The organism is Bacillus subtilis subsp. subtilis str. 168, assembly GCF_000009045.1.
GTDB classification, from domain to species: domain Bacteria; phylum Bacillota; class Bacilli; order Bacillales; family Bacillaceae; genus Bacillus; species Bacillus subtilis.
Genome location: NC_000964.3, coordinates 3,700,946 through 3,715,896, shown reverse-complemented (window position 1 = coordinate 3,715,896; position 14,951 = coordinate 3,700,946). Strand labels below are relative to the sequence as shown.

Genomic DNA, 14,951 nt, shown 5'->3' with positions numbered 1-14,951 from the left:
CTAGGAGGAATTTGAATGAGCAAGAGGAGAATGAAATATCATTCAAATAATGAAATATCGTATTATAACTTTTTGCACTCAATGAAAGATAAAATTGTTACTGTATATCGTGGAGGTCCGGAATCTAAAAAAGGAAAATTAACAGCTGTAAAATCAGATTATATAGCTTTACAAGCTGAAAAAAAAATAATTTATTATCAGTTGGAGCATGTGAAAAGTATTACTGAGGATACCAATAATAGCACCACAACAATTGAGACTGAGGAAATGCTCGATGCTGATGATTTTCATAGCTTAATCGGACATTTAATAAACCAATCAGTTCAATTTAACCAAGGGGGTCCGGAATCTAAAAAAGGAAGATTGGTCTGGCTGGGAGATGATTACGCTGCGTTAAACACAAATGAGGATGGGGTAGTGTATTTTAATATCCATCACATCAAAAGTATAAGTAAACACGAGCCTGATTTGAAAATAGAAGAGCAGACGCCAGTTGGAGTTTTGGAAGCTGATGATTTAAGCGAGGTTTTTAAGAGTCTGACTCATAAATGGGTTTCAATTAATCGTGGAGGTCCGGAAGCCATTGAGGGTATCCTTGTAGATAATGCCGACGGCCATTATACTATAGTGAAAAATCAAGAGGTGCTTCGCATCTATCCTTTTCACATAAAAAGCATCAGCTTAGGTCCAAAAGGGTCGTACAAAAAAGAGGATCAAAAAAATGAACAAAACCAGGAAGACAATAATGATAAGGACAGCAATTCGTTCATTTCTTCAAAATCATATAGCTCATCAAAATCATCTAAACGATCACTAAAATCTTCAGATGATCAATCATCCAAATCTGGTCGTTCGTCACGTTCAAAAAGTTCTTCAAAATCATCTAAACGATCACTAAAATCTTCGGATTATCAATCATCCAAATCTGGCCGTTCGTCACGTTCAAAAAGTTCTTCAAAATCATCTAAACGATCATTAAAATCTTCAGATTATCAATCATCAAAATCATCTAAACGATCACCAAGATCTTCAGATTATCAATCATCAAGATCACCAGGCTATTCAAGTTCAATAAAAAGTTCAGGAAAACAAAAGGAAGATTATAGCTATGAAACGATTGTCAGAACGATAGACTATCACTGGAAACGTAAATTTTAATAGATAATGGAGGAGCATCAGATAAAGTGATGCCCTTTTTCAGTTAAAGGAGGAGAATCGTGAAAGGTTTGAATCAATTCCTTAACACAGATGTTGAGGTTGTCATTTCAGGAGATACAAGGTTTGTCGGCACCCTCATAGATATCGGACAGGATATTTTTGTTATTTTTGATGGCTGCAATTATCTTTATATTCCCTTGTTGCATCTTCATCAAATAAACAAGGCGAAAATAGTGACCAGTACTGAGAAGCCATTTTTGATCAATCCGGAAGATCCAATGATAGAGGCAGAAACTCAAGCTTTTTCATATAGAAATACATTAAACAAGGTCAAAGGCCAGTTTATTGAAGTTTATGTAACTGGGGGTCGATCGATCCATGGATATGTTACAAATGTTTTAAACGATTATATTGTATTTTTCTCACCCGTATTTAAAATACTTTTTATATCTATGCATCATTTAAAATGGTTTACCCCTTATTCAACTGAACAAACACCGTATACTCTTGACAACTCACAATTGCCGGTCGTGCCTTCCAAAGTTCCTCTTGTGCGTAATTTTGAGGAGCAGATCAAAAAAAATATTGGTGAATTGGTCATATTTGATATGGGAGAGGTGCCAGAAAAAGTCGGACTATTAAAGGGTGTCTCTAATAATATCATTGAGCTTATTAACGCAAGTGGAGAGCCAGTCATTTGGAAGTTAAATCATCTAAAGACAATGCATCTTCCCTAGTGTATACAAAACTGCCCTCTTGAAAAGCAGAAGGCAGTTTTTCGTTTCATACTGTGCTAAAGAAATAACCAACTGATCCAAAAATATAAACATGTTAACGTAAAAAGAACAGTCAGCGGAATGATGATAATGGTCGTTTTTATATATTCGCCCCATGAAATACTTTCATCATGCTGTTTTAATATATGCATCCAAATAAGCGTTGCTAAGGTTCCCATAGGTAATAATAATGAACCGATATCACTGCCGATAATATTTGCCAAGTAGATGATTTTTGTTGTTGAAGGATTCAGGGTCATTTCAGTTAAGGTAAAAGTACTGATCATTAACGCTGGATGGTTGTTAAAGAGATTAGAAAAAACTGAAGTAGAGATACCTGATGCGAAAGTTGCATGGGCGAGGCTTCCAGAAACCACAGGTTCAAAATAACTCACAAGTAACTCTGTGAATCCAATATTATGCAGACCATAAATTAAGACATACATAGTAAAAGCGAATATAAAAATGTGCCAAGGCGATTTATATAACAAGTCTCTTGGGGAGGTTTTGAAATAAATCCATCTCCAGCTCAACAGGATAAAAGATCCGATGACAGCGACTAGAGGAACAGAAATACCGGTATATGATGCTGCAAATAGACTCATTCTGACGAGAAAAACAAATGCAAGCACAAACAACATGATTTTTGTTTGATTTCGTTCTGGTAAAGGAGCTGATGGCGAATGAAGAGGATGGTACCTTCTATGCCGCAGAGACTGAAAATGGCCCGGTATATCTGGCAGGCTTTTGGGAAGACGTTTATAAAAGAACATAAACAGTAGACAAGTCATAAAAATGAGTCCCATCATACTAGGGACAAACATCATGGCGGTGTGAAGATATAGATCCATTCCAATGATTTTGAGAGAAATTAAATTAACAATATTACTTACGCCAATCGGTGCGCTAGAGGCTGTGGCTATTAAAACACCGCTTAATAAATATGGGGCTTTTTGATGTTTTTTTAAACCTAAATATTTTAGTACAAGCAAAAGGATTGGAGTTGTGATCAAAATGCTCCCATCATTATTAAGGAAAATGGTCATGAGAAAGCAGAGCAAATTGGTTAGCCAAAAAAGCTTGATGCCTGAACCCTTGGATTGTTGGAGCAGTTTTGCAGCCACCCAATAAAAGAAACCAAAGCTTTCTAGTGCAATGGCCATAATCATAGTGGCAAGGATTGTAACCGATGCACCCGTGACTTTTGTTCCGATTTCCCCTAAGTCTGCCAATGACACACTTCCGCACAATAAAACCATTAAAGCGCCAAATGTGGCGGGGATAGCTTCATTTAGTCCTTTTGGTCTCCAGAAAATAAAAATCATTGTTACGAAAAAAGCGAGCAATGTGAATATGCCGGTGAACTCAATAATTTACTTCACCTCTCTATCTTTCATTTTTAAAATCAAACTAATGTCCTGCGCTTACTGATGTCCTTGCCAACTATTTGTACTGTATGTATACGTATACTGATATAAAGTTGTACTAAGCGATTATATTAAATTAATAAAAATTCCATAAGAATCCCAAAAGAAAAAAGAGATTGCAAGTATTGTTCATGTACCTGCATCACTCTCTTTAGTTCTTGTCTGCTGACAATTTGAAATATGAATAAAATGCTTTATAAGCGGATTATGATTGTCTTTGCGGTAAGCGATAACCCATTCTGCATTAAGCTGTATTTGGTCCATTTTTCGATAAGTAACATCCAAATTAAATAATTTTTTGGCCGAGGAAGGAACAAATGTCATACCAATTCCGGCACTGACTAAACCAATCACCATTTGATATTCTGTGGCTTCCTGGACAATGTTGGGTCTGAAGCCCGCTTGTTCACAGAACTGAATAAAATCCATGTATAGAGTAGGCCATGCTTCTTTAGCAACAGTAATAATTGGTTCATCTCTTAAATCCTCAATCGTAATTGATTCCTTAGAAGTCAATGGGTGTTGCTTAGGCAAAGCTAAAACACAAGGGCTGCTTTGGGCGGTTTCGATATGTAAAGCTGTATGCTGTAAGGGAGGATGAAGTATACCAATATCAATGTTGCCCTTTAGTAGCTCCTCCTGCTGCCTAGACGAGGATATTTCACGCAGTTCTATTTTCACAGATGGGAATTTTTTACGATATTCCCGGACAATCGGCGGCAGAAATTCATATGTAGCTGATCCGACAAAACCGATTACGAGAAGGCCTTGCTCGCCGCGGGCCGTCCGCTGTGCCAGTTCAATTCCTTGTCCGATTTGCATCAATGCCATGCGGCAATGATTTAAAAAGATTTCTCCTGCTGCGGTAAGCTCGACAAATCGTTTTGTCCTTTTCAGAAGCGTAACTCCGACTTCTTCCTCCAGCTGTTTGATCTGCTGGCTGAGAGGAGGCTGCGTCATGTTCAGCCGCCGGGCAGCCTTTCCGAAATGAAGCTCTTCGGCTACTGCGATAAAGTATTGAAGATGGCGAAGCTCCATTCAATATGCATTCCTTTCCATAGGTTAATAATTCGTATTACATATTAATCATAAGGCGAATCGATATTGGAGGTCAATTTCCAAAGAGTGTATAGTGAAACTTATCACAAGATATTTAAAATTTTACGTTTAAAATGCATAATAAGGAGTGAGGGTGTTGACAAAAGCAACAAAAGAACAAAAATCCCTTGTGAAAAACAGAGGGGCGGAGCTTGTTGTTGATTGCTTAGTGGAGCAAGGTGTCACACATGTATTTGGCATTCCAGGTGCAAAAATTGATGCGGTATTTGACGCTTTACAAGATAAAGGACCTGAAATTATCGTTGCCCGGCACGAACAAAACGCAGCATTCATGGCCCAAGCAGTCGGCCGTTTAACTGGAAAACCGGGAGTCGTGTTAGTCACATCAGGACCGGGTGCCTCTAACTTGGCAACAGGCCTGCTGACAGCGAACACTGAAGGAGACCCTGTCGTTGCGCTTGCTGGAAACGTGATCCGTGCAGATCGTTTAAAACGGACACATCAATCTTTGGATAATGCGGCGCTATTCCAGCCGATTACAAAATACAGTGTAGAAGTTCAAGATGTAAAAAATATACCGGAAGCTGTTACAAATGCATTTAGGATAGCGTCAGCAGGGCAGGCTGGGGCCGCTTTTGTGAGCTTTCCGCAAGATGTTGTGAATGAAGTCACAAATACGAAAAACGTGCGTGCTGTTGCAGCGCCAAAACTCGGTCCTGCAGCAGATGATGCAATCAGTGCGGCCATAGCAAAAATCCAAACAGCAAAACTTCCTGTCGTTTTGGTCGGCATGAAAGGCGGAAGACCGGAAGCAATTAAAGCGGTTCGCAAGCTTTTGAAAAAGGTTCAGCTTCCATTTGTTGAAACATATCAAGCTGCCGGTACCCTTTCTAGAGATTTAGAGGATCAATATTTTGGCCGTATCGGTTTGTTCCGCAACCAGCCTGGCGATTTACTGCTAGAGCAGGCAGATGTTGTTCTGACGATCGGCTATGACCCGATTGAATATGATCCGAAATTCTGGAATATCAATGGAGACCGGACAATTATCCATTTAGACGAGATTATCGCTGACATTGATCATGCTTACCAGCCTGATCTTGAATTGATCGGTGACATTCCGTCCACGATCAATCATATCGAACACGATGCTGTGAAAGTGGAATTTGCAGAGCGTGAGCAGAAAATCCTTTCTGATTTAAAACAATATATGCATGAAGGTGAGCAGGTGCCTGCAGATTGGAAATCAGACAGAGCGCACCCTCTTGAAATCGTTAAAGAGTTGCGTAATGCAGTCGATGATCATGTTACAGTAACTTGCGATATCGGTTCGCACGCCATTTGGATGTCACGTTATTTCCGCAGCTACGAGCCGTTAACATTAATGATCAGTAACGGTATGCAAACACTCGGCGTTGCGCTTCCTTGGGCAATCGGCGCTTCATTGGTGAAACCGGGAGAAAAAGTGGTTTCTGTCTCTGGTGACGGCGGTTTCTTATTCTCAGCAATGGAATTAGAGACAGCAGTTCGACTAAAAGCACCAATTGTACACATTGTATGGAACGACAGCACATATGACATGGTTGCATTCCAGCAATTGAAAAAATATAACCGTACATCTGCGGTCGATTTCGGAAATATCGATATCGTGAAATATGCGGAAAGCTTCGGAGCAACTGGCTTGCGCGTAGAATCACCAGACCAGCTGGCAGATGTTCTGCGTCAAGGCATGAACGCTGAAGGTCCTGTCATCATCGATGTCCCGGTTGACTACAGTGATAACATTAATTTAGCAAGTGACAAGCTTCCGAAAGAATTCGGGGAACTCATGAAAACGAAAGCTCTCTAGCACTCTGCGCATCACGACACTGTTTTATGAACAGCACTAAATAAAAGGAGTGAAGGGAAATATGAAACGAGAAAGCAACATTCAAGTGCTCAGCCGTGGTCAAAAAGATCAGCCTGTGAGCCAGATTTATCAAGTATCAACAATGACTTCTCTATTAGACGGAGTATATGACGGAGATTTTGAACTGTCAGAGATTCCGAAATATGGAGACTTCGGTATCGGAACCTTTAACAAGCTTGACGGAGAGCTGATTGGGTTTGACGGCGAATTTTACCGTCTTCGCTCAGACGGAACCGCGACACCGGTCCAAAATGGAGACCGTTCACCGTTCTGTTCATTTACGTTCTTTACACCGGACATGACGCACAAAATTGATGCGAAAATGACACGCGAAGACTTTGAAAAAGAGATCAACAGCATGCTGCCAAGCAGAAACTTATTTTATGCAATTCGCATTGACGGATTGTTTAAAAAGGTGCAGACAAGAACAGTAGAACTTCAAGAAAAACCTTACGTGCCAATGGTTGAAGCGGTCAAAACACAGCCGATTTTCAACTTCGACAACGTGAGAGGAACGATTGTAGGTTTCTTGACACCAGCTTATGCAAACGGAATCGCCGTTTCTGGCTATCACCTGCACTTCATTGACGAAGGACGCAATTCAGGCGGACACGTTTTTGACTATGTGCTTGAGGATTGCACGGTTACGATTTCTCAAAAAATGAACATGAATCTCAGACTTCCGAACACAGCGGATTTCTTTAATGCGAATCTGGATAACCCTGATTTTGCGAAAGATATCGAAACAACTGAAGGAAGCCCTGAATAAAAGAAAAAAAGAAAGCCCCTTTTAGCAGGGCTTTCTTTTTATTTGGCTCTTTTCCTGATTTTAGATAAAATAACATCAAAACAGTAAAGGTGTGGTCTGATGAAAATATTGGTTTTGGCAGTGCATCCTCATATGGAGACCTCAGTTGTTAATAAGGCGTGGGCTGAGGAATTGAGTAAACATGACAATATCACAGTACGGGATCTTTATAAGGAATACCCGGATGAAGCGATAGATGTTGCGAAGGAACAGCAGCTGTGCGAGGAATACGATCGGATTGTCTTTCAATTCCCGCTATATTGGTACAGCTCTCCGCCGCTCTTGAAAAAATGGCAGGATCTTGTGCTGACTTATGGCTGGGCTTTTGGTTCAGAAGGAAATGCCTTGCATGGCAAGGAGCTGATGCTGGCTGTATCAACAGGGAGCGAAGCGGAAAAATATCAAGCGGGCGGAGCAAATCATTACTCGATCAGTGAGCTATTGAAACCATTTCAGGCCACGAGTAATCTGATCGGCATGAAGTATCTGCCTCCATATGTGTTCTATGGCGTGAATTATGCAGCTGCAGAGGATATTTCTCACAGTGCAAAACGGTTAGCCGAATACATCCAGCAGCCTTTTGTTTAAAATACAGCCCTGTCCAACATACGGCAGGGCTGTATTTGTTTAAAAATCCGGCAGCTCAGACAGGTTATTTTCCTTGATGCCGTCCGGTTCACTTCGCAAAATGTCACGCCCGTATTTATGGAAGACATCAACATGAGCGAGTTTTCCTGATTTTGCTTCTGACAGCGCAGTAGGGTAGTCGAGCTCTCTTCCTGTATTGGTTTTCACTGCGATAATATTGTCTTCCTCATTTCTTCTAACCGCAATAATTTCTTCTTTTCCAGATGGAACATTTTCTTGATCGGCAGTTGTTTGCCGGGCTTTATACGATTCATATGCTGCTTCAAATTGATCCATATTTACACCTCCGCTTTTTAGCGTGAACAAAAATGTCGATGATCATGTAAGGTTTCGACACAGCATACGACAATATTTCCTGAGAAATATCTTGGGAATGTGACAAATCAATTCATAATAAAAGGGATTCCGCATTTATGCGGAATCCCTCTCAGTTATTTTGTCATGTGTAAATCCTTTGTTTTCATATAACCTGTCGTACCGCCGTAATCAACGAATACCCAATCAAAATCAAAACCGCCTTTATTCGTTTTACTCCAGCCTAAAAAAGAAACGCTTGTGTCTGCTGGAAGAGTCTTAATGCTCTTTCCGTCAGCGGATGTATACACTTTTGTTTTTGTTTTGGTTTTTACCGTTGTCGCTGCTTTAACAATGTAATGAGTGGATACAAATCCTGTTTTTCCATTTTTATACTTAACCTTTGCCCAGTCAGCATTTGAGAAGGAAATCAGCTTTAGGCTATCTCCTAAGTGCAGCGTATCGGCTTTCTGGCTTGATGCGGAAGGCTTCGTTCTGACATTTAGAGCCTCTGCTGATACCAAATAAGAATCAATCGGATAACTGTATAAATCATCAATGCTTACCGTTGTTTCTGGCTGTTGAGCATGGATCGTGCCAGCGCCGCCAGCAGCCGCCGCAGTCATTCCAGCCGCAAGTGCTAATGTTGAAAATAGTTTTGTTGGTTTGTTCATGCCGTTCCTCTCCTCACGTAAGAGAAATAATTCATTCTATATCTCTATTCACGTTATCGCAGGTTCCTAAACATCAGACAATTATTTTTGTGTTTCTAGTTTGAGAGGCGCGGATATTGTTTTTTGCACTTTTTTCCCGTGCAAAATATCATCTGCTGCTTCTGTAGCCAATTTACCGATTAATTCAGGCTGCTGAGCGACGGTGGCTGACAGCTTTCTGTCTTTAATGGAAGCGAGCGCATCTTTATTGCCGTCAAAACCGATCACCAATATGTCTTTCCCCGAGCTGTTAATTGCCTCGAGAGCACCGAGCGCCATTTCATCGTTGTGAGCAAAAACAGCTTGGATATCAGGATGTCCCTGCAGCAGGTTTTCCATGACAGTCAGGCCTTTCGTGCGGTCAAAGTCAGCTGATTGTTTTGTGACAACTTGGAGCTTTTGGTCTGCGATGTTATGGAATCCTGAGCCGCGTTCCCGTGTGGCAGATGCGCCGGGGACGCCTTCAAGCTCTGCCACCTTTGCTCCTTTTCCAAGTTTGTCGGCAATAAACGCCGCGGCCATTTCACCGCCTTTTACATTATCGGAAGCAACGAGGGTTTCAACTTTTCCTTGTTCCGCAGATCGATCGATTGTTACGACGGGCACACCGACTGCGTTTGCAGATTCTACTGCCGTTGAGATCGCCGAAGAATCAGTCGGGTTGATTAATAATGCATCAACACCTTGCTGAATTAAATCTTCCACGTCACTCGTCTGTTTCGATGAATCATTTTGTGCATCAACAATGATGACTTTCATTCCCCGTTTTTTAGCTTCTTTTTCGATACCCTTTTTTAATGAGACAAAAAAAGGATTATTAAGCGTTGAGACGGACAAGCCAATGGTGAATTCCTTTTTGTTCCCCGAGTTTGATGGCTTTGCCCATTGGGGAGGCTCAAGCGAACAGGCGGTTAACAAAAATAATGATAACGTTAAAATGACGGATACAGCCTTTTTCATGTAAAACCCTCCTAAGCTGACTTCTTGCGGTCTAACAATACCGCAATTAAGATAACAATCCCTTTGACAACCAGCTGATAAAATGATGAGACGCCAAGCAGATTAAGTCCGTTATTAAGTGTGCCGATGATCAGCACCCCGATTAACGTGCCGACAATGCGTCCTCGGCCGCCGGAAAGACTTGTCCCTCCTAAGACGACTGCCGCGATAGCATCAAGTTCGTACGATTCTCCCGCAGTCGGCTGGGCCGAATGCAGGCGGGAAGTCAATATGGCACCTGCAAGAGCGGATAAAAGCCCGGCTAAAGAATAGATCATCACTTTCACGCGCGTCACTTTGATGCCTGAAATGAGCGCGGCTTTTTCGTTGCCGCCGATAGCGTACGTTCGGCGTCCGAATGGTGTTTTATGAAGAAGCACCCAAAGGATGACAAAGGCAAGAACCATCGTAATTGCCGGTACAGGAATGCCTAAAAAGTAACCGCGTCCGAACATCTGAAAACCGTAGTTTGTGCCAAGTCCGGTAATCGGATTTCCATCTGTATACACTAGCGTCAGTCCGCGAAACACAGTCATGGTCGCAAGCGTGGCGATAAAGGGCGCCATTTTTCCTTTAGTAATCAATAATCCGTTGATCATGCCTAGTACGGCACCAATGATACAGCCAAGGATGATCGCGAGAACCGGATCGACACCGGACACAATCATCCCCGCAACTAAAGCACTGGACAGGGCAAGAATAGCGCCAACAGAAAGATCAATGCCGCCTGTCAAAATAACAAAGGTCATCCCGAACGCGATTAATCCGTTAATGGCGACCTGGCGAAGCAGGTTTAAAATATTCAGCGGTTCAAGAAAGCTGGGATTTAAAATAGATACAATGATAACGAGAATAAATAAACCAAGAAACGGGCCGAGTTTTTGCATGACTCCGTCGAAGTGAATCCGTTTTTGTTCTGTTTGCAGTTGTTCCGTTTTCATATTACCGCCCTCCCGTGGCAAGTGTCATAATTCGTTCTTGTGTTGCTTCTCGCGCATGGATTTCGCCGCTGATTCTGCCTTCATGGACAACGATAATCCGATCGCTCATTCCCAGAATTTCAGGAAGCTCTGATGACACCATGATGATAGCGACACCGCGTTCGGTCAGCTCATTCATCAGCGTATAAATCTCTCGTTTGGCGCCAACATCCACACCTCTGGTTGGCTCATCCAAGATAAGCACTTTCGGTCCGATGCCGATCCACTTGGCTATCACCACTTTTTGCTGGTTTCCTCCTGATAAATGGCGTGCGTGCGTTTCCGGTGATGCTGTTTTGATAGTGAGGCGCTTGATTAACAGATCGACAAATTCAGCCTCCCGCTTATGATCAATGAGACCCTTTGGTGAGAAGCTGGACAGATTGGGCAGGGCAATATTTTCGCGGATCGAGGTGTCGAGCAGGAGCCCTTCATCCTTGCGATTCTCTGTAATAAAGCCGAGACCTTTTTTCACGGCTTCCTGCGGGTTCTTAATAGCCGTTTTTTTCCCAGCGATCCATATCTCACCCGTGTCCAGCCTGTCAACGCCGAACAGCGCTCTCATCATTTCTGTCCGGCCGGCTCCCATTAATCCTGAAACACCGACGATCTCACCGGAACGCACATAAAAGCTGACGTCCTCAAAACTCCCTTTTACGGAAGCATTTTTCACCTCGAATACTTTGTCACCGAGAGAAGGAGTGCGTTTTGGATATCGTTCAGTCAGCTCCCGTCCGACCATTTTTTTGACGACTTCATCAAAATCAGTTTCTGAGATGTTTGTTGTATCTACCGTTTTTCCGTCACGCATGATGGTAATTCTGTCGCAAATCGCAAAAATTTCTTCCATGCGATGCGAAATATAGACAATGGAGACGCCGTTCTTTTTTAACGCTGTAATGACCTCAAAGAGCTTGCTGATTTCACGTTCAGTCAACGCTGCGGTCGGTTCATCCATAATGATTACCTCGGCATTTGTCATAAGCGCTTTTGCAATTTCGATCATTTGCTGCTGTCCGACGGAACATTCGCCGGCTTCTTGATCAAGAGAAAGAGAGACGGAAAGTTTGTCAAATTGCTCTTTTGCTAGCGCTTTCATTTTTCTTGTTTGTAAAACGCCCAGCTTGGAGGATATCTCTTTACCGATAAATAGATTCTCAAGAACGGTCATTTCCGGCCAGATATTCAATTCCTGATGGATAAAGGCTATTCCATGCTGTTCCGCTTCTTTCGGATTGGAAAAATACGTTTCGTTTCCGTTTATGCTGATTTGACCTTTATCTGCTTTGTGCAGGCCTGTCAAAATGTTCATAAGCGTGGACTTGCCGGCGCCGTTTTCTCCCATTAATGCGTGAACCTCGCCAGGCATGAGCTGAAAGGAAACGCCTGACAGCACCTGATTTTTTCCGAATGTTTTATGAATGTCTTTCATTTCAATCTGCATGTTTCATCTTCCTTTCTAGAAAAGTACACCTGCCTGCAGGATGCAGTTGGCATATGGTGTGAATTCTCCTGTTCTTATGACTGCCTTTGCATCTTTTGTCAGCAGCTTAAACTCCTCGTGAGAAAGGTATTCAATCTCTTGTTCAGAGAAAAGATTTTCTAGAAATTTCGCATTCTCCTGATTGGATGCTTTTATTTCAGCTGCAGCAATGACTTTTTCGACCGCCATTTCCTCAGCCAGTACTGCCGCTGTATCTTGGAAAGCCGGAAGGCCCGGCTTCAGTGAAAGATCAATTTTCAAAACGCCGTCAGGAACCGGCAGTCCGGCATCCGCGATGACAATTTTATCAGTGTGGCCAAGGTCGGCTAAAATCTTGGCAAGATGGCTGTTCAGTATACCGTGTTTTTTCATGACAGCAGCTCCTCTACTTCATTTCTTGTCGGCATTCCGCCTTGGGCACCGAAGGAGCAGACAGAAAGGGAAGCGGCACGATTGGCAAACCGCAATGCGGCTTCAATGTCTTTTCCCTCAGCCAGGGCCACGGCAAATGCTGCGTTAAACGTATCACCGGCTCCGGTTGTATCAACGGGTTCTACAGGGAAGGACGGGATGAGCACCTCTTTGCTGCCAGCCGAATAGCGGACGCCTTGTTTTCCTTCCGTAATAAAGAGCTTTGCCGGATAAAGCGCCAGAGCTTCGGAAATGGTAAGCTCAGGGAATAAAATCGAAGCCTCGTGTTCATTCGGCGTCAGATAGGTAGCGTGATCAATTGTTTCCTGCTTGAGCGGGCGGGCCGGTGCTGGGTTTAGTATGATCGGGATATCGTGAGAATGGCAGTATTTGCACACCTCATCAACCGTTTCTTCTGGGATTTCCTGCTGAATCAGCACCATATCGACCTTTTCAATCTGTTCGAGCGCGTTTAACGCATACGCTGGGGTGATGTCATCGTTCGCGCCTTTGACAACGACAATGCTGTTGTCGCCTTCAGCAAGCACAATATGAGCGGTTCCGCTTTCCGTATGTGTAACCGGTTCCATATAATCAGTGCGAACGCCGTTAGCTTTGAGATTATTCAAAATAGCTGTTCCATAATGATCGTCTCCAACTTTGCCGACCATAAACACTTGCGCCCCAAGTCTGGCTGCGGCAACGGCCTGATTTGCTCCTTTGCCGCCCGGCACAGTCTGAAATGACGTGCCAAGAACCGTTTCACCGGCTTTTGGGCGTTTGTCCGAGGTGACCACTAAATCCATAGAACAGCTACCAATCACACAAATATTACGCATCTTAATCTTCCTTTCTTGTCGTCTTTCTTCCTATATAGGTGACAGGCATTTGAATTGCCGTTTCTGCCAGCGGCTGTTTTTTAATGATACCCAAAAGCAGTTTGGCAGCTTCTTTCCCCATATCATATGCGGGCTGTTTAATTGTAGAAAGTGGCGGGAACAGAAGTCCGCTTTGCGGAATGTCATCATAGCCGATAATTTGAATGTCCTCCGGCACGTTTTTTCCGCGCCGCAATGCTTCATGTAAAACGGCAGCGGCTTGAATATCATTACTCGCGATCACACCATCTGTCGCTGGATAAGAGGCAAACAGCTCCTTCGCCATCGATTGTGCATCTTTAATTGAAAATGAAGCTGTCTCAATGACCTGAAAATCAACTTCAGCCTGCTTTAAGATTTCCAAAGCGCCGTTAAATCGGTCTTGAGCGGTCGGCAGGTGAGCGGGTCCTCTCAAGAGCGTAATGCGCTGGCTTTTTCCGTGAATGATAGCCTGGGCGGCTAACTTTACTCCTGTATAGCCGTCACTGGACACAGAAGGAGCCCCTTCAAGCGTTCTGTCCAGAAAAACAACTGGATAATTCATGCCGCTGTATTCCTCGAGATCCGGGTAATTCGTTGCGGCAATAATGCCTGCGACATGATTTTGCTTAAAGGTTTGAAGGTATTCAAGTTCTTTTTTCAATTCCTCGTCACTGTTGCCGAAAATAAGGCGATAGCCTTCCCGGTTCAATTCATCCTCCGCACCGCGGGCAAGCTGGGGGAAGAAAGGGTTTGTGATATCCGGGAGCAAAAGTCCGATCAGTCGGGATTCTCTTTTATATAGAGATCTGGCGACTTCATTCGGGTAATAGTTCAGCTTCGCCATCGCCGCTATGACACGCGTTCGCGTTTCTTCGTGTACATAGCCGTTATCATTCAGGTTGCGGGAAACCGTCGCAACTGAAACGCCCGCCGCTCCGGCGACATCTTTAATTGTAGCCAAAACAGCTCCTCCTTGTTTATGTAACCGTTTACATAGATAGATTATCATGAACAATCCGAAGTTAGCAATAAAAATATCAAAAGAAATCTAATTGTAAATTGTATATATAATTGAAAAATTTAAGGTTTTCACTCTTTTTTTGACAAAGTCTTCACAAATATGGATGAAGATTTCTTGAACAAATATTAAGTTTTATTAAAATTGTTTCAAAGTCATGCGTTTAGACCTGTAAATGGGGAGAAACAGAAAAGACTATCATCCCAGAAAATGTTTAATTATGTTAGAGAATTCGGACTCGTATGTTTAGCGTTTTCATCTCGAACCTCCTTAGTCATTTTGGAATGGGCCTCATATTGCTTATTCCATGCAGAAAGGATGACATTATGACCTTGTCCTTAAGAAACAGGATAAAATTATTTTGTGTTCATAAGAACCGGAAACACGCATGATAGCAGGAAATGCTTG

General features: G+C 42.8%; 15 protein-coding genes. 5 read left to right on the top strand and 10 right to left on the bottom strand.

Features of this window, described 5'->3' with window-relative positions:
* Nucleotides 1–15 precede the first annotated feature (15 nt).
* The gene (gene cotB / locus BSU_36050; RefSeq protein ID NP_391486.1) at nt 16–1,158 is read left to right on the top strand and encodes a spore coat protein (outer); all 1,143 of its coding nucleotides are present in this window, start codon (nt 16–18) and stop codon (nt 1,156–1,158) included.
* Between the two features lie 59 nt (nt 1,159–1,217).
* Complete coding sequence (gene ywrJ / locus BSU_36040) at nt 1,218–1,895, top strand: hypothetical protein (RefSeq protein ID NP_391485.1); 678 nt, start codon at nt 1,218–1,220, stop codon at nt 1,893–1,895.
* A gap of 56 nt (nt 1,896–1,951) precedes the next feature.
* Here ywrJ and ywrK read toward each other — a convergent pair whose 3' ends face one another.
* Together ywrK and alsR are read right to left on the bottom strand one after the other, a co-directional pair.
* Nucleotides 1,952–3,280 (bottom strand): putative Na+/H+ antiporter, encoded by a 1,329-nt coding sequence (gene ywrK / locus BSU_36030; RefSeq protein ID NP_391484.1) that lies wholly within the window; start codon nt 3,278–3,280, stop codon nt 1,952–1,954.
* Between the two features lie 210 nt (nt 3,281–3,490).
* Nucleotides 3,491–4,399 (bottom strand): transcriptional regulator controlling alsSD, ictEP expression (LysR family), encoded by a 909-nt coding sequence (gene alsR, locus BSU_36020; RefSeq protein ID NP_391483.1) that lies wholly within the window; start codon nt 4,397–4,399, stop codon nt 3,491–3,493.
* 157 nt (nt 4,400–4,556) lie between these two features.
* Between alsR and alsS the strand changes: the two genes are divergently transcribed.
* The 3 genes from alsS to ywrO all read left to right on the top strand — a co-directional run bounded on the left by alsS (nt 4,557) and on the right by ywrO (nt 7,725).
* Nucleotides 4,557–6,269, top strand: a complete 1,713-nt coding sequence (alsS, locus tag BSU_36010; protein ID NP_391482.2) for an alpha-acetolactate synthase — start codon at nt 4,557–4,559, stop codon at nt 6,267–6,269.
* A gap of 61 nt (nt 6,270–6,330) precedes the next feature.
* Complete coding sequence (gene alsD, locus BSU_36000) at nt 6,331–7,098, top strand: alpha-acetolactate decarboxylase (protein ID NP_391481.1); 768 nt, start codon at nt 6,331–6,333, stop codon at nt 7,096–7,098.
* Nucleotides 7,099–7,197: 99 nt separating this feature from the next.
* The gene (gene ywrO / locus BSU_35990; protein ID NP_391480.1) at nt 7,198–7,725 is read left to right on the top strand and encodes a nitroreductase (unknown substrate); all 528 of its coding nucleotides are present in this window, start codon (nt 7,198–7,200) and stop codon (nt 7,723–7,725) included.
* A gap of 39 nt (nt 7,726–7,764) precedes the next feature.
* Here the strand turns inward: ywrO and ywsA are convergent, their stop codons facing one another.
* The 8 genes from ywsA to rbsR all read right to left on the bottom strand — a co-directional run bounded on the left by ywsA (nt 7,765) and on the right by rbsR (nt 14,486).
* A complete protein-coding gene (gene ywsA / locus BSU_35980; protein NP_391479.1) occupies nt 7,765–8,061 on the bottom strand; it encodes a hypothetical protein in 297 nt (98 codons plus the stop codon).
* Between the two features lie 155 nt (nt 8,062–8,216).
* The gene (gene ywsB / locus BSU_35970; protein NP_391478.1) at nt 8,217–8,753 is read right to left on the bottom strand and encodes a putative cell wall binding enzyme; all 537 of its coding nucleotides are present in this window, start codon (nt 8,751–8,753) and stop codon (nt 8,217–8,219) included.
* An 81-nt stretch (nt 8,754–8,834) separates the two neighbouring features.
* Nucleotides 8,835–9,752 carry a ribose ABC transporter (ribose-binding lipoprotein) gene (gene rbsB / locus BSU_35960; protein ID NP_391477.1) on the bottom strand — a complete coding sequence of 306 codons (918 nt, stop codon included), beginning with the start codon at nt 9,750–9,752 and terminating at the stop codon, nt 8,835–8,837.
* An 11-nt stretch (nt 9,753–9,763) separates the two neighbouring features.
* Entirely contained in the window at nt 9,764–10,732 is a 969-nt protein-coding gene (gene rbsC, locus BSU_35950) for a ribose ABC transporter (permease) (RefSeq protein ID NP_391476.1), read from the bottom strand.
* 1 nt (nt 10,733) lies between these two features.
* Nucleotides 10,734–12,215 carry a ribose ABC transporter (ATP-binding protein) gene (gene rbsA / locus BSU_35940; protein ID NP_391475.1) on the bottom strand — a complete coding sequence of 494 codons (1,482 nt, stop codon included), beginning with the start codon at nt 12,213–12,215 and terminating at the stop codon, nt 10,734–10,736.
* A 15-nt stretch (nt 12,216–12,230) separates the two neighbouring features.
* Nucleotides 12,231–12,626: a D-ribose pyranase gene (rbsD, locus tag BSU_35930; RefSeq protein NP_391474.1), complete on the bottom strand. Its 396-nt coding sequence runs from the start codon at nt 12,624–12,626 to the stop codon at nt 12,231–12,233.
* Nucleotides 12,623–13,504 (bottom strand): ribokinase, encoded by an 882-nt coding sequence (gene rbsK / locus BSU_35920; RefSeq protein NP_391473.1) that lies wholly within the window; start codon nt 13,502–13,504, stop codon nt 12,623–12,625. The genes rbsD and rbsK overlap by 4 nt, the downstream gene beginning before the upstream one ends.
* Nucleotide 13,505: 1 nt before the next feature.
* Entirely contained in the window at nt 13,506–14,486 is a 981-nt protein-coding gene (gene rbsR, locus BSU_35910) for a ribose operon repressor (LacI family, D-ribose) (protein NP_391472.1), read from the bottom strand.
* Between the last annotated feature and the right edge of the window lie 465 nt (nt 14,487–14,951).

Excerpts from the sequence above, each read along its gene's own strand:
- cotB (NP_391486.1), top strand. The coding sequence starts at position 16 with ATGAGCAAGAGGAGAATGAAATATCATTCAAATAATGAAATATCGTAT.
- alsR (NP_391483.1), bottom strand. The coding sequence starts at position 4,399 with ATGGAGCTTCGCCATCTTCAATACTTTATCGCAGTAGCCGAAGAGCTT.
- alsD (NP_391481.1), top strand. The coding sequence starts at position 6,331 with ATGAAACGAGAAAGCAACATTCAAGTGCTCAGCCGTGGTCAAAAAGAT.
- ywrO (NP_391480.1), top strand. The coding sequence starts at position 7,198 with ATGAAAATATTGGTTTTGGCAGTGCATCCTCATATGGAGACCTCAGTT.
- ywsA (NP_391479.1), bottom strand. The coding sequence starts at position 8,061 with ATGGATCAATTTGAAGCAGCATATGAATCGTATAAAGCCCGGCAAACA.
- ywsB (NP_391478.1), bottom strand. The coding sequence starts at position 8,753 with ATGAACAAACCAACAAAACTATTTTCAACATTAGCACTTGCGGCTGGA.
- rbsB (NP_391477.1), bottom strand. The coding sequence starts at position 9,752 with ATGAAAAAGGCTGTATCCGTCATTTTAACGTTATCATTATTTTTGTTA.
- rbsC (NP_391476.1), bottom strand. The coding sequence starts at position 10,732 with ATGAAAACGGAACAACTGCAAACAGAACAAAAACGGATTCACTTCGAC.
- rbsA (NP_391475.1), bottom strand. The coding sequence starts at position 12,215 with ATGCAGATTGAAATGAAAGACATTCATAAAACATTCGGAAAAAATCAG.
- rbsD (NP_391474.1), bottom strand. The coding sequence starts at position 12,626 with ATGAAAAAACACGGTATACTGAACAGCCATCTTGCCAAGATTTTAGCC.
- rbsK (NP_391473.1), bottom strand. The coding sequence starts at position 13,504 with ATGCGTAATATTTGTGTGATTGGTAGCTGTTCTATGGATTTAGTGGTC.